This window comes from Paenibacillus cineris (assembly GCF_018333335.1).
GTDB lineage: Bacteria > Bacillota > Bacilli > Paenibacillales > Paenibacillaceae > Paenibacillus_AQ > Paenibacillus_AQ favisporus.
Map to the genome: position 1 here is coordinate 411,178 of NZ_BORU01000005.1, position 16,075 is coordinate 427,252.

General features: G+C 49.5%; 27 protein-coding genes. 24 read left to right on the forward strand and 3 right to left on the reverse strand.

Annotated features, from left to right (window positions below):
- Nucleotides 1-182 precede the first annotated feature (182 nt).
- A complete protein-coding gene (locus tag KI379_RS31205) occupies nucleotides 183-557 on the reverse strand; it encodes a helix-turn-helix domain-containing protein (RefSeq protein WP_212985973.1) in 375 nt (124 codons plus the stop codon).
- 168 nt (nucleotides 558-725) lie between these two features.
- Here KI379_RS31205 and KI379_RS31210 point away from each other — a divergent pair, with 168 nt between their 5' ends.
- The 20 genes from KI379_RS31210 to KI379_RS31305 all read left to right on the forward strand — a co-directional run bounded on the left by KI379_RS31210 (nucleotide 726) and on the right by KI379_RS31305 (nucleotide 13,312).
- Complete coding sequence (locus KI379_RS31210; protein WP_212985974.1) at nucleotides 726-947, forward strand: hypothetical protein; 222 nt, start codon at nucleotides 726-728, stop codon at nucleotides 945-947.
- A gap of 100 nt (nucleotides 948-1,047) precedes the next feature.
- Nucleotides 1,048-1,272, forward strand: coding sequence for a hypothetical protein (locus tag KI379_RS31215; protein ID WP_212985975.1), 225 nt, complete (start codon nucleotides 1,048-1,050; stop codon nucleotides 1,270-1,272).
- The gene (locus KI379_RS31220; protein ID WP_212985976.1) at nucleotides 1,269-1,427 is read left to right on the forward strand and encodes a hypothetical protein; all 159 of its coding nucleotides are present in this window, start codon (nucleotides 1,269-1,271) and stop codon (nucleotides 1,425-1,427) included. The genes KI379_RS31215 and KI379_RS31220 overlap by 4 nt, the downstream gene beginning before the upstream one ends.
- Before the next feature lie 156 nt (nucleotides 1,428-1,583).
- Entirely contained in the window at nucleotides 1,584-1,967 is a 384-nt protein-coding gene (locus KI379_RS31225; protein ID WP_373309634.1) for a type II toxin-antitoxin system PemK/MazF family toxin, read from the forward strand.
- Nucleotides 1,968-2,025: 58 nt separating this feature from the next.
- A complete protein-coding gene (locus KI379_RS31230; protein WP_212985977.1) occupies nucleotides 2,026-3,618 on the forward strand; it encodes an ATPase in 1,593 nt (530 codons plus the stop codon).
- Between the two features lie 36 nt (nucleotides 3,619-3,654).
- Nucleotides 3,655-3,921, forward strand: coding sequence for a hypothetical protein (locus tag KI379_RS31235; RefSeq protein ID WP_212985978.1), 267 nt, complete (start codon nucleotides 3,655-3,657; stop codon nucleotides 3,919-3,921).
- 6 nt (nucleotides 3,922-3,927) lie between these two features.
- On the forward strand, nucleotides 3,928-4,116 hold the full coding sequence (locus KI379_RS31240; protein WP_212985979.1) for a hypothetical protein: 189 nt from the start codon (nucleotides 3,928-3,930) through the stop codon (nucleotides 4,114-4,116).
- Nucleotides 4,109-4,501 (forward strand): hypothetical protein, encoded by a 393-nt coding sequence (locus KI379_RS31245; RefSeq protein ID WP_212985980.1) that lies wholly within the window; start codon nucleotides 4,109-4,111, stop codon nucleotides 4,499-4,501. Before KI379_RS31240 ends, KI379_RS31245 begins: the two co-directional genes overlap by 8 nt.
- Nucleotides 4,498-4,650 carry a DUF6906 family protein gene (locus KI379_RS31250; protein ID WP_212985981.1) on the forward strand — a complete coding sequence of 51 codons (153 nt, stop codon included), beginning with the start codon at nucleotides 4,498-4,500 and terminating at the stop codon, nucleotides 4,648-4,650. Before KI379_RS31245 ends, KI379_RS31250 begins: the two co-directional genes overlap by 4 nt.
- 15 nt (nucleotides 4,651-4,665) lie before the next feature.
- Nucleotides 4,666-5,598, forward strand: coding sequence for a recombinase RecT (locus KI379_RS31255; RefSeq protein WP_212985982.1), 933 nt, complete (start codon nucleotides 4,666-4,668; stop codon nucleotides 5,596-5,598).
- Between the two features lie 145 nt (nucleotides 5,599-5,743).
- Nucleotides 5,744-5,968 (forward strand): hypothetical protein, encoded by a 225-nt coding sequence (locus KI379_RS31260; RefSeq protein WP_244879506.1) that lies wholly within the window; start codon nucleotides 5,744-5,746, stop codon nucleotides 5,966-5,968.
- Nucleotides 5,965-6,468 carry a hypothetical protein gene (locus tag KI379_RS31265; protein WP_212985983.1) on the forward strand — a complete coding sequence of 168 codons (504 nt, stop codon included), beginning with the start codon at nucleotides 5,965-5,967 and terminating at the stop codon, nucleotides 6,466-6,468. Before KI379_RS31260 ends, KI379_RS31265 begins: the two co-directional genes overlap by 4 nt.
- A complete protein-coding gene (locus KI379_RS31270) occupies nucleotides 6,465-7,217 on the forward strand; it encodes an MBL fold metallo-hydrolase (protein ID WP_212985984.1) in 753 nt (250 codons plus the stop codon). Before KI379_RS31265 ends, KI379_RS31270 begins: the two co-directional genes overlap by 4 nt.
- Nucleotides 7,218-7,892 carry a DUF1642 domain-containing protein gene (locus KI379_RS31275; protein ID WP_212985985.1) on the forward strand — a complete coding sequence of 225 codons (675 nt, stop codon included), beginning with the start codon at nucleotides 7,218-7,220 and terminating at the stop codon, nucleotides 7,890-7,892. It abuts the gene before it with no gap.
- Nucleotides 7,893-7,908: 16 nt separating this feature from the next.
- Entirely contained in the window at nucleotides 7,909-8,829 is a 921-nt protein-coding gene (locus tag KI379_RS31280; protein ID WP_212985986.1) for a replication protein, read from the forward strand.
- Nucleotides 8,819-9,145, forward strand: a complete 327-nt coding sequence (locus KI379_RS31285; protein ID WP_373309635.1) for a hypothetical protein — start codon at nucleotides 8,819-8,821, stop codon at nucleotides 9,143-9,145. The genes KI379_RS31280 and KI379_RS31285 overlap by 11 nt, the downstream gene beginning before the upstream one ends.
- Nucleotides 9,135-10,484, forward strand: a complete 1,350-nt coding sequence (locus KI379_RS31290) for a replicative DNA helicase (RefSeq protein WP_212985988.1) — start codon at nucleotides 9,135-9,137, stop codon at nucleotides 10,482-10,484. Before KI379_RS31285 ends, KI379_RS31290 begins: the two co-directional genes overlap by 11 nt.
- A complete protein-coding gene (locus KI379_RS31295; RefSeq protein ID WP_212985989.1) occupies nucleotides 10,456-10,842 on the forward strand; it encodes a hypothetical protein in 387 nt (128 codons plus the stop codon). The genes KI379_RS31290 and KI379_RS31295 overlap by 29 nt, the downstream gene beginning before the upstream one ends.
- A gap of 18 nt (nucleotides 10,843-10,860) precedes the next feature.
- Nucleotides 10,861-11,496 (forward strand): hypothetical protein, encoded by a 636-nt coding sequence (locus tag KI379_RS31300; protein WP_212985990.1) that lies wholly within the window; start codon nucleotides 10,861-10,863, stop codon nucleotides 11,494-11,496.
- Between the two features lie 19 nt (nucleotides 11,497-11,515).
- Complete coding sequence (locus KI379_RS31305) at nucleotides 11,516-13,312, forward strand: DNA cytosine methyltransferase (RefSeq protein WP_212985991.1); 1,797 nt, start codon at nucleotides 11,516-11,518, stop codon at nucleotides 13,310-13,312.
- Here KI379_RS31305 and KI379_RS31310 read toward each other — a convergent pair.
- Nucleotides 13,296-13,502: a hypothetical protein gene (locus KI379_RS31310; protein ID WP_212985992.1), complete on the reverse strand. Its 207-nt coding sequence runs from the start codon at nucleotides 13,500-13,502 to the stop codon at nucleotides 13,296-13,298. The genes KI379_RS31305 and KI379_RS31310 overlap by 17 nt on opposite strands.
- 173 nt (nucleotides 13,503-13,675) lie before the next feature.
- Here KI379_RS31310 and KI379_RS31315 point away from each other — a divergent pair, with 173 nt between their 5' ends.
- The gene (locus tag KI379_RS31315; protein WP_212985993.1) at nucleotides 13,676-14,257 is read left to right on the forward strand and encodes a hypothetical protein; all 582 of its coding nucleotides are present in this window, start codon (nucleotides 13,676-13,678) and stop codon (nucleotides 14,255-14,257) included.
- 5 nt (nucleotides 14,258-14,262) lie between these two features.
- On the opposite strand, the gene KI379_RS31320 is transcribed toward KI379_RS31315, so the two are convergent.
- Nucleotides 14,263-14,625: a DUF3888 domain-containing protein gene (locus KI379_RS31320; protein WP_212985994.1), complete on the reverse strand. Its 363-nt coding sequence runs from the start codon at nucleotides 14,623-14,625 to the stop codon at nucleotides 14,263-14,265.
- Between the two features lie 74 nt (nucleotides 14,626-14,699).
- Here KI379_RS31320 and KI379_RS31325 point away from each other — a divergent pair, with 74 nt between their 5' ends.
- The 3 genes from KI379_RS31325 (at nucleotide 14,700) to KI379_RS31335 (ending at nucleotide 16,054) form a co-directional block, all read left to right on the forward strand.
- Nucleotides 14,700-14,876 (forward strand): hypothetical protein, encoded by a 177-nt coding sequence (locus KI379_RS31325; protein WP_212985995.1) that lies wholly within the window; start codon nucleotides 14,700-14,702, stop codon nucleotides 14,874-14,876.
- Between the two features lie 137 nt (nucleotides 14,877-15,013).
- The gene (locus tag KI379_RS31330; protein WP_212985996.1) at nucleotides 15,014-15,508 is read left to right on the forward strand and encodes a hypothetical protein; all 495 of its coding nucleotides are present in this window, start codon (nucleotides 15,014-15,016) and stop codon (nucleotides 15,506-15,508) included.
- 69 nt (nucleotides 15,509-15,577) lie between these two features.
- The gene (locus KI379_RS31335; protein ID WP_212986061.1) at nucleotides 15,578-16,054 is read left to right on the forward strand and encodes an ArpU family phage packaging/lysis transcriptional regulator; all 477 of its coding nucleotides are present in this window, start codon (nucleotides 15,578-15,580) and stop codon (nucleotides 16,052-16,054) included.
- Nucleotides 16,055-16,075: the final 21 nt, after the last annotated feature.

Here is a 16,075-nt window from a genome sequence, read left to right on the forward strand (position 1 = left end):
AATCCTCCAATTTGTAATTTTTGGTTTGTATAAGAACCTGCGTTCGCATATAATAAAAGACACGAACACACCGGGGGTAACAATGATGAAAAACGAGAATGGTAATGCTATTGATGTTGCTCATTTCCTTAAGTCTATTTGTAATGATACTGACGAAACCAAGAAGTTGATCGAGCAGTTCCTTACTGATCTTGCTGCAGAAGTAAACGAGCCATAGCCAGTACCTTCTGTTTTTGAGCCTCAGTTAGTTCCTTCCCGTCGATGGTAAAGTTTAGGTCGAGAAACGAATCGTCATTCAAATTGATTCTATTAGCCGCTTCCCTTTCAGCGCTGGTCAGGCTGCTGTGAGGGTTGTTCGTGTTCCCCAGGACCCAATCCGTAGTTACATCGTAAAGGTCACACAGCTGCTTTAATGTCCCGTAATCCGGTTCACTAACCCCATTCTCATATCCACTCAAGGTCTTATTATTAATTCCAGTATGTTGTTTAACTTGCACTTGAGTTAAGTTCGCTTTTAATCGTGCTTCTTTAAGACGATTGGCATAAGTAGGCAACATTTATTAATCCACCTCTCCTTAATCACAGATATTATCATACTCTATACAAGAAATAAAAAAAAAATTCTTAGAAAAGGGTTGCGTTCCTAGAAATTAAGAGTTATATTGGGTTTACCAAATTCTTAGAAATTAGGAATTTGATAGCTTAATAGATTGGAGGTGATTAAGTTGCTGAAGGCATCTTTTGAAACCTCAGTTTCTAAACGCATCCGTGAAAAGCTTCTTTCTAAGGGAATTCCTTTCAAAGTAGCGGCCGAGAAGGCCGGGATTCCTGCAAAAAGATTCTATCGTGTAATGGACGGATCGTCCTCACTCCACGCGGATGAAGTCGAGAAACTGTGTCGGGTTGAGGAGTTAGAGCTGAATCCAACGGAATTGCTATGTCCATAAATTCTTAGAAATTAGGAATTGGACACAAGAAGAATTATACGACAAAACCGTATAAACGTCAACAAGCGAATGGTTATTTTTCCCTATTGGAGGCTGGACGATGAAAACTCAGGCTGTGGCACTAACCGATGACCAGGCAGCTACATTGATTCAAAGAGGATCGGCGGTCACATTGACGATATTTGAAGCCGAACTTCACGATCCGGAGCGCGGGACTTACATCCCAGCCAAGTCCGTAAGCATCACAAATACCAACGGTCTGAAGCAGCTGCGCGACTTACTGAACACGATGGACCTGGAATCTAAGGAGGTCAACGTATCATGACTCAAATTAACGCAATCCCTTCAGAAGTGATCAGCCATTATAACAATCTTCATCGGTTCTTAAACAGCGGGCTGGTCGCTCCCGATAGAGTCGATTTTATCCGAATGGAAATCGCAATGATCGAGCGAGACACCGGCATCCGCCCGCAGCCATGAGAGAGGTCCTGCTTGTGGCAGCCGCCTGGCTAGTCTTTAACTTCTGGGTGGCGTATCGGCTGTGGTTTTTCGCTGAAATGAAGCAAAGAAGAAATCAAGACCAAGCTCGTCGCCTTGAAGATCAAATGACTGATTCCATGGAGGGAGGTGAAGAAAATGTCACGATCAATCAGAGTCCTTCGCGGGCAAATCTGGTGGGCAACCCTCGGCCCTGGAGAAGGCAGTGAACAGGCTGGCGACCGTCCGGTGCTGATTCTTCAAAACGACACGGGAAACGATCACGCGCCTACAACGATCATCGCTCCAATTACTGACGGCAAGAAGAAGTACCTTCCTACGCACGTCTGGATCAGAGCGGACCGAGCAATAACCGGAGTGAAAAAGGACTCCGTAGTTCTCCTTGAACAAATCCGCACCATCGACAAATCTAGGCTCATCGATCGCTTGGGCCGGATGCCGGTGAAGGGGATGGAACAGGTGGACCGAAGCATCGCAATCAGTCTTGGACTCATTACAGACATAAAAAAAGCCGCCCAGTAGAGAGCGGTCAATAAGAAATTATCCGAAATCATCATATCACGGAAAGGTAGGAACGTGAATGGCAAAGCATTTCAGATTTATCCGACAAGATCTGGTTAACTTCGCCGGGCTTCAAGGCAATACATTGGTCGAGTATGGCGACATTACAAAGCTGTCCGGCAAGAACGGCGAGGGCAAAACATCCATCGGTACAGGTCCTGTATGGACTTTTTACGGCACGGATATTAATGGGAGCAAATATAATCCCTCTCCAACCACTTACGAATTTGATCGTGTTTATGCGGCCTTGAGCCTGGAGGTTGATGGCGAACAGGTCGAATTCGCAAGGGAGATAGACCAGAAGGGCAAAAATGCCTTCTTCATCAATTCTGTTCCAGCCAAGGCCAAGGAATACGAGGAAGCAGTGGCTGCTTTATTCGATAAAGAGGATTTCCTAGCGATGTACAATCCGGTTTTTTTCTTCACACAGCACTGGACAAAACAGCGCGAGCAGATTCTAAAATACTCAGTTCCTCCAGCAAAGAACGAAGTGCTCAAGGAGATGAGCCGGACAAGCCCGGACGAGAAGGCAAAGGATATTAAGCTGAATCCGGCGGCATCCAAGCTGGACGAGCTTATGAAGAAACATTCGCTGGACGATCTGCAAAAGATTCACGGCGGCACCGGCGGTCAGAAGTCGAAGCTGGAGAAACAGTACATCGCCGCGCAGAGCCGGACCAAGACCTTGCAAGAGCAGTTGCAGCAGACGTCACCCAAGGGCGGAGCATCGATCGATCTTGTGGCAGCACAGACCGACATCGCGAAGTTGGATGCGCACATTGCCGAGATCAAGGAGTCAATGAGCGGCGCGGACGAGAACAACCGAAAGATCAACGCGTTAGATGCCAGAATCAAGTATTGCATGGCTCAGAGAGAACTCAAAAAGGCACAGTTCCCCACGCTTCAAAACGAACCTATCGCTGATACATGCCGTGTATGCAAGCAGCCGTTACAGGGAGATGCCGTTGAAGCAGCCAAGGCGGACAAAACGCGTCGTATAACTGAATTCAAGGACGAATTCGACGCAATCGTATCTGAGCGTAAGGAACTGGAAGTAGAGCGCGCCTCTCTCGAATACATCGACGTATCCGAGAAACTGGACGAAGTACGAAGGTTACAAGAAGCCAGGCAATCGCTCGTCGATTCGATCCGCGAAGCCGAACGCCGGCAGCTGCTCGCCGAGCAAATCGAACAAGCTCGCGCAGACGAGGCGGCCACACTCACCAGCCTCAAAGAGTCCATCTTCATCCTGGATTCCATCAAAGCATACCGGGCCAAAGAAGCGGAGCTCCAGGCAGCAAAGGTCCAATCACTATTCACCAGGCTACAAATCAGACTCTTCAAATTCGTGAAGAGTAGCGGAGAGTACGAGCCGGACTTCTCAATCCAGATGGACGGCAAAGATTATGTGTCCTTGTCTGTAGGTGAAAAAATCACTGCTGGCCTCGAACTCATCGAAGTGTTACACAAACAATCTGGCCTGATCGTTCCAACCTTCATCGACGGGATCGGCGAGTACACTGGTGACATCGTGGTATATGACCAGGTAATCACTGCCCGGGCTGTTAAAGGTCAGGAGCTCAAGATCGAATCGGAAATAGCAGTCAGATAAATCAAATCTAATCCAAAACAATCGGAGGAATTATCCATGAATACAAAAGAGCAGAAACGCAATTTATTCAAAGCAGCTTTGCAAGCAGGCGCGGCACGTGACTATGCAATCTTTAAATCTCGCCGACAGTTCAAACACGATCGCTCCGAAAAGAAGGCGTACAAGCCTGGTAGCATCGGACTCTCAATCGTGTCGGCAGCTATTAAGAAAGAATACGGTAGCGTCCTATCCCGCAAGGAGCGCAAACAGCTGGCGAAGCAGTCGGGCACACCATTCCAAGCATTCAACGCACAGGTGGGGTGATATGAAATGAAGAAGGGCCACCCATTTATGCTCCAGATTCCGATGCTTCGGACAGCAGATATCAAGGTCGGACGAGTATTCCAATCAGAAGGGATTCCTCACTTTAAGGTTCACAGCATCGCATCCATTGAAATTGATGGAACAAAGGCAACAATCATCGGCTTCGCCGCAAAGGAGGAACGCAAAGATGATTAAATCAATTCCATTTCAGAATTTTAGGTATTTCAGCGGACCTGAGTCCGACGCGATCGTCCTGAGACGGATCGAGCGGGAACAAACCATCAAGTTTTCACTCCCTTTTCATGAGGACACGCCAAATATTGACTTGACCATATCCGAAGCACTCAACTTGCGGAACGCATTGGATGAGCTGATCGGCCCAATCAAACAATTGGAACCACCGAAGGGGACACAACAGGATTTGTTCCCAGCAACTTTTATCAGCATAGCGGACCAAAGCCGCCTCAGCGGACTGCTGGATGAGTACCCGACGGATAGAGAGGCGGATAGAACAGCCAGAAAGGCGATCCGTCAAGCAATGGGTCTCCTAAATCTCGCAACAGGAGGCCACGAATATTGAAAAACGGTAAGAACCCAACGTTGAAACAGAAGAAAGCCATTCATGCCGCCGGCTTCGAACCAAACGACTGGCTGATCTTTAAAGCTGAGGCCCACAGGCTGCACATCGTCCACCGGACATCTGGAAGGACCGTAATCATTTTACCTTAGGAGGAATCATCCATTATGGGAAATAAAGAAACGCAAATTCAGGCGGTTGACATTAATCAGATTCAGGCCATCGGCGAATTCGGTATTGCTGAGCTGATGGCAATGAAAGAGTCCATCGCAAAGAAGCTTAGCATTCCCCAGTTCAACCTCTTCATGTACCAAATGAACCGAATGGGGCTTGATCCGAGTCTTGGGCATGGTGTTCCAATCCTTTACGGCCAGGACGTAAACATCCGTATTGAGTATGAGGGTTGGAAATCACTCGCTCAAAAGTCTGATGGATATAAGGGAATATATTCAAATGCAATCCGAGAAGAAGATGAATTCTCTGCGGAAACTGACGATGACGGCGTTCTGACGAAAGTGAACTGGAAGCCAGGGAAGCCCCCTCGTGGGAAAGTAGTTGGATCATATGCAGTGGCTAAAAGAGAAGGCCACAAGGATGTTATTGTCCTCTGTGACATGGATGAATTCGAGAAATACGCTAAGAAAAACCCGGGTTTCTGGAAGTTGGATAACGGCGGTATTGATCCAGATATGGCAAAGAAGTTCGCAGCAACCAGGGCCGTGAAAGCGCAGTTTGATGTTACTCAGGTGGTAGAGGGGAACATGATGGCTCTTAATTCGGGAGATGGTGATCAGACGGCTGGTCCAGTTCGTCGCGATATCACTGCTGAAGTAACTGAACACTCGAAGCCATTGCAACCTGAGCCGACGGTTGTGGATGACGCTACCAAGACCAAAGCCCTCAAGGAACAGATGAAACAGAACTACGCGAAGCTCGGAATCACTGAAATGGAAGACAAAGAGAAGCACATGAACGAGTTCTGCAAGGTAAAAGGCGAGACGCCAACGATCGCAGAGATCACAGCTTATCTCAAGATCATGGAAATGCAAATTCAGGAGAAGCAGGCAGCAGAGAGCGCAGACGACGAACTGCCGATCTAAGTCATGCAGACCTATGTTGAAATCTATCAGCTGGCGCCGGATTGCCAGGTTTGTGGCAGTGAGATAAGCCTTGGAGCTGAGAAGAAATTTTTCCAACTGCGGGTATGTACCGCCTGCAAAAAGGAACTGGAGGAGGAAAGGGGACGTGGAAAGCTCAAACAAACCCGAGCAGCTAGATCTGTTCGGCGGCGCTGACCTGGCTTCTCCTCCGGCCCCGGTCGGGGAGCGACTGAACGGCGTGTATTACGAACATGCGACTGGGTTGTTTGTATCCTTTGTGCTCGGGCGCCGGCATTATGAATGGCCCGCCAAGGGATGCACCTTTGATAAGGAATGGCGGGAGAAAACGATAAGGGAGCGTGCGATATGAAGCAAATCACTGCAAGGCATCTGACATTTTTGCAGATTGCGATCAATGTGTTTGAAACTGATGTACTCCGTGAAACACACTGGAACACCGATCGTGATTTGGTTGCTCTTCGATATGGTACTGACAGGGATTGCATCCAGATTTTCGAGCTTGGTGAAGAGGTTGGATTTTTCTCTCAGATGATTCCCCCAACCGATGGCGAGAAGTACCTTGAGGCATTAGGAGGGAAATACGACCTCGAATTTGACGAGGTTCGTTCAGAGGTTGAAGATTTTGCCTTCGAAATGGAGCATGAACTACGCAATAACGACTATAAAGGCGGGTGGGAGAACAGTACACCGCAATTTCTAAAGAATCGGCTTGAAAGGAACCTCAGGAAATTATTCTCTTGCGTCTCACATGCAGAATTTCGCCGTCGCTGTGCCAACATTGCAAATTACGCCATGATGCTGTCCGACAATGATCGGAGGGAAGAAGCAGAGAGGGCGAAACAACCATGAAGGTCGACATCCTTGCATCCGGTTCATCCGGTAACTGCATTGCGGTGACCTCCGGAGAGCAGATCATCTTGATCGATGCCGGCATTGCCCGGACCAAGATCGAAAAGCGACTTCTGGCCGCAGGCATCCGGCCGGATCATATCGAGGGGATATTCATCACTCATGCCCATAGCGACCATGTGAAGGGGCTGCCCCTAGCTAATAAATTCCGGATCCCGGTTTGGGCCACAGACGGCGAATGGAAAGGAATATCCGGCGTAGATGATGAGCTGCGGCGTGTTGCAGAAACCAGGTTCGGCCGATATGAAATGATCGAGTTCGGTGGTGTCCATGTATATCCCTTCAAAGTCCACCATGATGCATACGAGCCTATCGGGTATGTGGTGGAGGACGACGTCGGCGGCCGCGCTTGCATCGTTCTGGATACCGGGCACATTGACCAGGAGATCATCGACATGATGGAGGGACAGATCATCATCATAGAGGCAAACCACGATCCAGACCTGGTGCCGCTGTGCAGCCGGCCGGATTCCATAAAGGCCCGCATCCTCTCAGACATCGGGCATCTAAGCAACGAGCAAACAGCAACGGCCCTGCAGAAAGTCATCCAGGGCCGCGGCGAGCAGATATACCTGACGCACTTGTCAGGCGAGAATAACACCCCGCAGCTGGCGGAGATGACCGTTACGGCAGCGCTACGGCAACGGGGATTCAAAGCAGGAAAACATTACACGATCGAGGTGATTTGAATGCCAAAAGTATTGATTACGAACGGTACTATAGACGGAACTTGGTATGAAGGGAAAGAAGGGACTGTATGGGATGTTAAAACAACTGATGCATCAGTTTACATGCTGAAAAACGGTCACGGTCGGGGAGTAGCCATGGAGGACGGCGAACTGCTATACTCTCAGGCCGAATATAGAGAGCTGGGGGACATCAACGAGATTATACAGCGGCAGCGCGATAAGGCTATCGATGACCTCGCCAAGCACGCACAGACCATCGTTGATCTGCAAGACGAAAAGCTAAGGCTGCAACAAGAAGTCGATCGTGCGAGGGACAAGCAGAAGGTGGAGCTCCCGCGTGAAGTGGCCGAGGCGATCGAACAATTGAAAAATGCAGATTTGTCAAGCTTCGGTATTATGCACTTCATTGATCACATTTCTGAAGTTAAAAATCACCAGTGGCATCAACCACTACGGGTCCTCCGGAAATTCACCTTTTTGGATACCAACCAGTACACAGGTGGTTGTGAACTTCTAATGAATGCCCTGGTCAACGGCTACACCGTCGAGCCAACTGCACGTGACAAGGTGAAGCAGCTCATCGAGAAATGGTACACCGATCCCGGCGATGTAACTGACGCTGAATTGTACGAGTTATCCGACGGCATCATTGATCTGCTGCAGAAATCATCCTGAAATTTGGTGAGGTGGAATGGCGAACGTCCAGAAGGAACATGGCTTCGCTCCAATCGCTAATGAGATTTTAGACGCGATATGCCAGTACACGTTTAACGGCGCACAGCTGCGTATCGTGCTCAAGATATGGAGGCTGACATACGGATACGGCAGAAAAGACCATGATTTTTCAATCAGCTTTTTACAACAGACGACGGGATTATCCGATCGAACCATTAAAAAGGAGATTGCTACCCTAGTTAAGGACAAAGTGCTGGTGGTCACCAAGCAGGAGACCAGCACCACAGCGCGAAGGCTCGCATTCAACAAAGATTATGACCAGTGGACTATATCGAAAAGTGGTGATCATTCAGTGAAGCAAGACGATCTGTTTTCCGTCACTGAGGGGAAGGATTGTTCACCCCCTGATGATGGGGGTAGGGGTGAAGTATTGTTCACCCCCGGGGGGAAGTATCCTTCACCTCCAGATAGTGTTTTGGGGGGAAGTATTGTTCCCCCATATAAAGAAAAAGATCTTTTAAAGAAAAGTATTAAAGATAATATAGCTCTCTTTGATCAATTCTATGAAATCTACCCAAGAAAAGTGAGTAAGAAAAAGGCTCAGGAAACATGGAGCAGATTATGCAAACAGGAAGAGTTTAACCCATTACTGGTCATTGAGCAGACAAGGAACTTTTCTGAGACATGTAAGCTGCTCAGAACTGAGAAGAAGTTCATTCCTCACCCATCCACCTATTTAAACCAAAAACGATATGAGGACTACGACGTAGTTGATCCGGAAGGATTGCTTCAAGTAGCAGAGACTGGTTCAAAGGGGGGCGGCAACGCGCTGGACCGGTTGCTCAGAAAGGAGATGGAGGGCAATGGATCGCAAAGGCGTGATATTACTGATGAAGTACATTTCGGGGGCTTACCGGAGCTTCCGGATGGCCGATGACGAGCAGGCCGCTGATGAGGTTGCGGTCTGGCACGACTTGCTGATGGACATTCCCATCGAACTCGCGATGCAGAAGACTCGGGAATTGTGCCGGATAAACAAACATTTTGCTCCTACCCCCGCGGAGATCTATCAAGCATGCGTGGAGAATCAAACCCTATCAATCTACGAAATTCAGCGGCGGGAGAACGAGCAGCAGCTCCTTGAACTCCAAGAATACCACGAAAGGGAAGAGGTAAAACCGATGCCGGAGCATATCGCACGGCGCCTAGACCAACTCTTCGCCGGCATGCGGGTGAACAACGATGAATCTTGAGGCTCAGCGCGCAGTCCTGGGCGCCCTTCTGAAAGATCATGAACTGATGGATGAATGCTACCTTTCACCAGAAGACTTCAGCGAAGTTGAGGAGGATAATCGCACGGTCTTCAAAGTCCTCCAATATGCGAAGGAACACTTCGAGGATGCCAAGGACCCGTTTGATCCGGTATTGCTTGTCTCCAAGTGGGGTAAACGGCTGCAACAGATCGGCGGTTTTACCAGACTGATGGCTCTCAGGGATGCGGCACCGAGCACCGCCAGCTTTGCCCATTATCAGCAGAGTGTCCGGGCAGAACGGGTTCAACGAGAAATCCAAGAGATTGGGCGGCAGATAGCAGTCACCGGCGGGGGAGATCTGTCCGAACTCCGACTGAAAATGAATAAACTGGCCGAGATGCAACGCGGCCAGGAGGGAACGGGTCCGGTTCACATGGCATCTATACTGGAAGGCCATGGTCTGACAATCATGAAACGGGCACAGACTCAAGGGATGACCGGTGCAAGCACGGCGAATCACGAACTCAATCAGATGAGCGGTGGACATCAACCTGGGGATTTGGAGATAGTAGCAGCCCGCCCGAGTATGGGGAAGACGCAATATGTTTTGAACGATATGGACGCGGTGACAAAATCCGGTTGGTCCGCTGCTATCTTCTCTCTTGAAATGGGAGCCCTGAAAATGGTCGAGAGGCTGGTCGCATCGATCGGCGGGATCAAAAACAAGAAAATCAAATCCGGCATGATGACAGATAACGACTGGGATTCATATAGCAAGGCAGTTGAAATCATAGCAAACAGGAATTTGTATATCGACGACACCCCGGGCGCCACGGTGGAATATGTTCGGCGCCAGGTGAAGCAGCTCAAAAAGAGGCACCCGACAAAGCTGGTTATCTACGTGGATTACCTTCAGTTCTTGAATACCGAACGGAAGTTTTCGAGCAACAAAGAACGGATTGGCTATATCACAAAGATGCTTAAGGGTATTGCTCGAGAATTCCAGGTATCCGTAGTAGCCATTTCGGCGGTTGGCCGGGATTGTGAGAAGCGACCTGACAAGCGCCCGCTAATGTCTGATCTCAGGGAGTCTGGAGACATCGAGAGTGACGCGGATATCGTCATCTTCCTGTACCGAGATGAATACTACAACGCCGACACGATCAAAAAGGGAATCGTCGAGCTGATCGTGGCAAAAGGTCGGGATATTGGCACAGGAACATTCGAAATGGTCTTCCAAAGCAATACCGGCCGGTTCATCAACATGACCAAGGAAGAAAAGGAAAAGCTTGCGGAGAAGGTGAGGGAGCATGAGCGGCAAGGTAATTCAAAACGATGAGCAATACGAGAAGGCTCAGGAGGCAATCATCAAAATAGCTTTGGAATTGGAGGACCCGCTGCTGAGCCCTGAAAAACGTGCAAAGAAGCAGCAGATATATGATCGCACTACTGACCTAATGATGCGGTATCGTCGCGGCGGGCTTGTCCTGGAGTTCCCGTATCTCAAGGAGGCATACGAGCAAATCGGATACCAATGGCAGGAACGGGAGCCAGAGTCCGCTCAGCGCGTCGATATGGTGCAGCAGGCTGACACGGGGAGCAATGGCACCCATGGAAAGTCGGAGCCGCTGGAAGAGCAGCCAGAGGCCGAAGCAATCACTTCAGCCTCCAAAATCATGGCTTGGCTGGATGAATAGGAGGAAGGTGATTAAACCATGAGGTTCGTTGGGATTGACCCGGCCACTAAAACCGGCTTTGTCGCACTGGACGAGCAGGGGAACGTCCTGGTGGAGACTGAGGTTATTGGGTCCGGTAAGAAGATGAAAGGTGGGCTCACGACGGAGCAGCTAGTATCTCTTGAGAACCAAGTCTATAAGCTACTGAAGCCAGGTGACATCATTGCGATAGAGCAGCCGGCCATGGGAACGCAGTCGGGTGTTACGACAGGAATGATCCACGGTGGTCTCCGGTCGATGATCTACCGAAAAGGATTGGATTTCATTGATGTCAACCCGCAGCGAACAAAGAAATTCGTTAATGTGGGCAGGGTACCAAGCAAGGTGAAAAAGAAAGCGATGGAGGCCGCAGCCCTCGATCACTTCGGATATGAGCATCCCAGTGATAACGTAACCGACGCCTATATTATCGCCAGGATCGCGGAGGCGGTGTATCGGGTCCGGAAAGGGCTAAGGGCGCTGGCATCATACATGATTTATCAGGGTGAGGTTATTACCGCCATAGCTGATCCGACGACAGCGAAGAAGCCAAAGCCGAAATCGAACAAACGCCCAGGGAAGCCTGCGGCGGCGGGCAGTCACACCCATTCGACGGAACAGCAGTTCTTATTTTGAGGATAGGAGTGAGCACACTTTGCAGTTACAAGAGAACGTTCAATATAAAACCGCGGCTGTTTTATTCGGTGGCATCGGTGGAGAATCTGCCGGGCTTTTAAAATCACAGGTTGAATATGGCGGGAAAATATATCGCTTCAAGCTCTTGTGCTCAATCGACAGCGATCCAGTCGCATGCCGCAACCACGATCTGATCACTGGGGAGAAGACGGCAGTCCAAATGGATTTGTTCCGTCGCTGGCAATATGAGGCTTGGCACGGCCATGAGCCGCCAGAAGATTGGCATGAGGTTACCCCATGGGATATCTGGGTTGCCTTCAAGAAACAAGTTCCATTCTTCCTCTTCCTCAGTCCTCCCTGCAAAGGATTGAGCGGGCTTTTGCCACAAGGAAAATCAGAATCGGAGAAGTATCAGGCTCTCAATTACCTGACTGTAAGCGGGTTAGAGATGGCGCTCCAGGCTTGCTTGGAATACGGCGGTAGCCTTCCCGCAATCATTCAACTCGAAAACGTGCCGCGAATTACTTCTCGGGGGAAACCGCTGCTTCGTCAGATCAAAAAATTGCTGGTGAAGTTCGGGTACGCGGTGAGTATAAGAGCAGACCACAACCTCGGAGAAATCGGTGGGCTTGGTCAAAGCCGTGTCCGTTTTCTTATCAAGGCACGCCATGAAGCCCAAATACCGAACGTGATCTATTATCCCGAAAAGAAACCACTACGCAGCATCGGGGATGTGATAGGCGCTTTACCAGCGCCCGGGGACACGGAAGCAGGGGGACCTCTGCACCGGCTGCCGCGGCTCCAATGGAAAACCTGGATGCGGCTGGCCCTGATACCCGCAGGCGGCGACTGGCGGGACCTGAACAAAGTCGATTGGCAGAATCTCCATGTCATTCATGAACCACGCCGAGGAGCCTTTGAAGTAGCTGATTGGTCGGAACCAAGTAGAGCAGTAACAAGCACGGCCGGACCTGGCAGAAGTAACGGAGTCACGGCGGTTTCCGATCCACGGCTTCATATCGGTGGGGAAGGGAAGACGAACATCCTACGGGTACAGAGGGGCGATGAAACTGCGATGTGTGTCACTGGTGCGGCCGGACCGCATCAGGGAGGGGCTTGTATAGCTGATCCAAAACTTTCGGATCGACCTGGAAGGCATCCAGCACAATATCGAGTTGTAAATGCGGACGAGCCGGGTCCATGCGTCACTGGTACCAGGTTTGGAAGTGGAGCGATTGCGGTGGCCGATCCTCGCATCAATACTAAGCTTCACCCGGACAGCTATGGAGTCCAGGACTGGGAAGCTACGGCCAAGACCGTTCGCTCAGCAAATAGAATTATGCAGGCTGCTGGAAGCATTAGCGATCCTCGCATTCATAGTACGCCCCGCGCGGATACCATGGGGGTTCAGGACTGGAGCATGACGGCCAAGACAGTCACAGGCAGTATGGATGTGCATGCCGGTGCGGCTGCCGTCTCTGATCCCCGTATCCCGTCGGACAACGAGCAAGGTGTCTGGATGATCATCGCCCAAGACGGAACATGGCACCGCCCGCTCACAACATATGAACTTGCAATGCTGCAGAGCTTTCCAACGCATTTGCCAGATGGGAGACCATTTCAGCTTGAGGGCTGTACCGACGCCAAGGCCCGAGAATATATCGGCAACGCCGTTCCCCGGGACGCTGCTGAAGCTATGGGGAATGTAATCCTGTTGGCTGGGGCTCAAGCAGAGGCGGGTATCACCTTTGAGATGAGCTGGGATCCGGTATGGGTTGCGCCGCTGAACGACGACCAAGCTACTCTGGTTCATTGATTTTATAATATCCAGTTTCGACCATTAGCAGAAACAACCGTCCGCCCAGTTCGAATGCTTTCTGTAAATCTATTCCTTCGACGCTTTTCCAAGACTGGTAAAGCGACTTGTATTCGTAATTTGTAAATACGAATCCAGCAAAGTAACGGTTGTGATCTTGTGGGGAGTACTGAGTTTTTGAAGTATTCATAATTTCATATCTCCTTCAGATAGATATAATTTTCTGCAATCCTTTATACGGGTTCAGCGGGAGAGAATTAAGGGGGCTGTCCTTTTCTCGAACTAACCATCGCTCCATCTATCTGAAAAGTTGCGATAAAAAATTTGTTTTTTTTTAAATTATGAACGGAGAGATAAAACGATATGAACAAATCCATTAACGAATTGGTGCAGGAAGCACATGAGAATGCGAAGGCAAAAGGCTGGTGGGACGAGGAGCGTACCTTTGGGGAGATCGGGGCGCTGATTCACTCGGAAGTTTCGGAGGCTTTGGAGGATTGTCGGAATGGTCATGAGCCCGCTGAGGTATGGTACGAGACCAAGAATTACGACGGGGTGATTGTCCGATTCGAAGAGCAGAGATATCCGGACTGGAAGCCTTGCGGCATCCCTTCTGAGCTGGCAGATATCTGCATCCGGGTGTTCGATGTCTGCGGATGGTACGGATGGGGAGAGACGCTGGAACGCTGGTGTGGCAGCGCAAAACCTGAGGCAGGATGTGAAGTCCAGGAGAAAAGCCCATTTGCTGAAAACCTGAATATTATACACGGCAATTTGGTTGACTGCTTCCGATCTGAGTCCTGGCGTCCATTCAAGTTTGCAATCGTGGTCCAGAATGTCGAGAAATTAGCCAGATTCTACGGCATCGACCTGGAACAAGCAATCGCAGAAAAGATGGCGTACAACACGACTAGGCCGATTCGGCATGGGGGGAAGAAGCTGTAGGGAGATCACTTCTGGTCTTCATGTTGGAACTTCGCTACAAGGGTTGATCCTGGGCTAACTGCCAAGGTGATCGTCTCTATGCCAAATGGAGGGTTGTGTGGGCCAACGAACGTTTTGACTTGCACAGTTACATTGAACGCATACCCTCCTTCATTTACACGCTCAATTTTTAGGATTTTGGCGTCATATAGCCCATATAAGCGTGGCTGACCATAATACCCACTTATGGCGTGCCCTATTGCTGGACTAAGTGCTGTCAGAAGAGCATCCGCTTCTACATCACTGTTCTCGGCACTAGGTCTGGCGAATGTTGTTAGGGGGAGTACAAGAAGAACTGCCAATGTTGCAATTAATATCTTTTTGGTCATTTTGCTACCTCCTGTTTGAAATCATTATTTCCCAGTGGTTTAGCTCTTATTAAGTTTACGAGAGGAAGATAACTATGCTGGACAAAGGAATTAAAACCGAAATCTGGTCGCCTGAGCGCCTGGCCGCACATCTCAAGGAGATTGGAGCAGACAAGCCGCCGGCGCCGAAAGGCAGCGAGCTACAATACGAGATTACCGCGCCGCGGAAAGGATACTCGAACAGATACTTGAAACGTGGTGGAGAGTATTGAGCCGGGCCTGTGAATTGTGCCAGGAACGACTACAACGCCATCAAATCACCAATATGAAGAACGGTAACGTTTTGAAGATATGCTGCGAATGCGCCAAGCTGTTCACCAAAAATGAAAATCGAGAGGGGAAATAATCCATGAAAACTACTATGAACGTTTTGTTTAAATCCATGCAGAAGGACGATAAGAAGGAAATTCTGAAATTCGAAATCAAGGGCTCCGAAGATGCCGGCGACGAAATGGATCTGTTTGAGCTCTCCGGCAGCATTGTGGTTCTGTCCCTTGAAGTTGGTGGGGATGAAGTATGCGGAGATATTTCAGCCGAATTCGTATCAATGCAGCGTGACAATAAGAAAACCGTTATGAAATTCGGCATCAAAGGCGATCGAGACGACAAGGCCCAGCAGTTGTATAAATACGCTGGCCACAATGTAACCCTTGGTGTGGCACCAGGTCAGATGAGCATTGAGGAGTTTAACGAGCCTCGGGAAGGCGTAAGAGGGAAGATAAATCAGGACGGCACGGTCGACGTGGAGGATAAAAACCAGATGACGATCGAAGAGGCTGCTGCAGCCGCAGAGGAAGATGTAGACGGTCCGACGATGCCTGACGACGATGAGCTACCGTTTTGATTGGGACAGACAAGCCCCGGCTTCGGCCGGGGAACCCCCTGGATACAGTGAGGTGAGAGAATGACCCAAATGTCCTTTGAGCTTCCAGAGTTGGATCGCAAGAAAACTCAGGCTGCAGTGGAGGCGGCTCTGGAGAAGTATAGGATTTACAAGTCGATAACCTTCGAGGAAAAGGAAGCAAGCATAACAGCATCGCCGACTGAGCGATTTCACGGCCCCACAAATGTAACAAGCGATCAGACTGCTGCCATCGCGATTTATAACATAGACACGCCGGCAGCGCGGCTCGCTTATTGTGAAAGGATTGAACGAGCTGTAAGCAGACTACCCAAAAAGGAACGGATCCTTATCACAGAACGATACCTGAATACTGATTGTGATTTTGATTATCAAGTATATAACAATGCATTTGAGCGCCCTATCAGCGAGACGACGTATTACAAGTACAAGTGGAAGGCGTTTTATAAGATCGCTTTAAATCTAAACATACAGGTTGTAAAGGAACAGACGGGAGAACAGAAAACGAAGAGGAACTCCGAGTCATAGGACAAACGATTTCGGGAATAT

What these genes read in the sequence shown, in the direction of transcription:
- KI379_RS31205 (WP_212985973.1), bottom strand. Translation starts at nt 557, where the DNA reads ATGTTGCCTACTTATGCCAATCGTCTTAAAGAAGCACGATTAAAAGCG.
- KI379_RS31215 (WP_212985975.1), top strand. Translation starts at nt 1,048, where the DNA reads ATGAAAACTCAGGCTGTGGCACTAACCGATGACCAGGCAGCTACATTG.
- KI379_RS31220 (WP_212985976.1), top strand. Translation starts at nt 1,269, where the DNA reads ATGACTCAAATTAACGCAATCCCTTCAGAAGTGATCAGCCATTATAAC.
- KI379_RS31225 (WP_373309634.1), top strand. Translation starts at nt 1,584, where the DNA reads ATGTCACGATCAATCAGAGTCCTTCGCGGGCAAATCTGGTGGGCAACC.
- KI379_RS31230 (WP_212985977.1), top strand. Translation starts at nt 2,026, where the DNA reads ATGGCAAAGCATTTCAGATTTATCCGACAAGATCTGGTTAACTTCGCC.
- KI379_RS31235 (WP_212985978.1), top strand. Translation starts at nt 3,655, where the DNA reads ATGAATACAAAAGAGCAGAAACGCAATTTATTCAAAGCAGCTTTGCAA.
- KI379_RS31240 (WP_212985979.1), top strand. Translation starts at nt 3,928, where the DNA reads ATGAAGAAGGGCCACCCATTTATGCTCCAGATTCCGATGCTTCGGACA.
- KI379_RS31245 (WP_212985980.1), top strand. Translation starts at nt 4,109, where the DNA reads ATGATTAAATCAATTCCATTTCAGAATTTTAGGTATTTCAGCGGACCT.
- KI379_RS31255 (WP_212985982.1), top strand. Translation starts at nt 4,666, where the DNA reads ATGGGAAATAAAGAAACGCAAATTCAGGCGGTTGACATTAATCAGATT.
- KI379_RS31265 (WP_212985983.1), top strand. Translation starts at nt 5,965, where the DNA reads ATGAAGCAAATCACTGCAAGGCATCTGACATTTTTGCAGATTGCGATC.
- KI379_RS31270 (WP_212985984.1), top strand. Translation starts at nt 6,465, where the DNA reads ATGAAGGTCGACATCCTTGCATCCGGTTCATCCGGTAACTGCATTGCG.
- KI379_RS31275 (WP_212985985.1), top strand. Translation starts at nt 7,218, where the DNA reads ATGCCAAAAGTATTGATTACGAACGGTACTATAGACGGAACTTGGTAT.
- KI379_RS31280 (WP_212985986.1), top strand. Translation starts at nt 7,909, where the DNA reads ATGGCGAACGTCCAGAAGGAACATGGCTTCGCTCCAATCGCTAATGAG.
- KI379_RS31285 (WP_373309635.1), top strand. Translation starts at nt 8,819, where the DNA reads ATGGCCGATGACGAGCAGGCCGCTGATGAGGTTGCGGTCTGGCACGAC.
- KI379_RS31290 (WP_212985988.1), top strand. Translation starts at nt 9,135, where the DNA reads ATGAATCTTGAGGCTCAGCGCGCAGTCCTGGGCGCCCTTCTGAAAGAT.
- KI379_RS31295 (WP_212985989.1), top strand. Translation starts at nt 10,456, where the DNA reads ATGAGCGGCAAGGTAATTCAAAACGATGAGCAATACGAGAAGGCTCAG.
- KI379_RS31300 (WP_212985990.1), top strand. Translation starts at nt 10,861, where the DNA reads ATGAGGTTCGTTGGGATTGACCCGGCCACTAAAACCGGCTTTGTCGCA.
- KI379_RS31310 (WP_212985992.1), bottom strand. Translation starts at nt 13,502, where the DNA reads ATGAATACTTCAAAAACTCAGTACTCCCCACAAGATCACAACCGTTAC.
- KI379_RS31315 (WP_212985993.1), top strand. Translation starts at nt 13,676, where the DNA reads ATGAACAAATCCATTAACGAATTGGTGCAGGAAGCACATGAGAATGCG.
- KI379_RS31320 (WP_212985994.1), bottom strand. Translation starts at nt 14,625, where the DNA reads ATGACCAAAAAGATATTAATTGCAACATTGGCAGTTCTTCTTGTACTC.
- KI379_RS31325 (WP_212985995.1), top strand. Translation starts at nt 14,700, where the DNA reads ATGCTGGACAAAGGAATTAAAACCGAAATCTGGTCGCCTGAGCGCCTG.
- KI379_RS31330 (WP_212985996.1), top strand. Translation starts at nt 15,014, where the DNA reads ATGAAAACTACTATGAACGTTTTGTTTAAATCCATGCAGAAGGACGAT.
- KI379_RS31335 (WP_212986061.1), top strand. Translation starts at nt 15,578, where the DNA reads ATGTCCTTTGAGCTTCCAGAGTTGGATCGCAAGAAAACTCAGGCTGCA.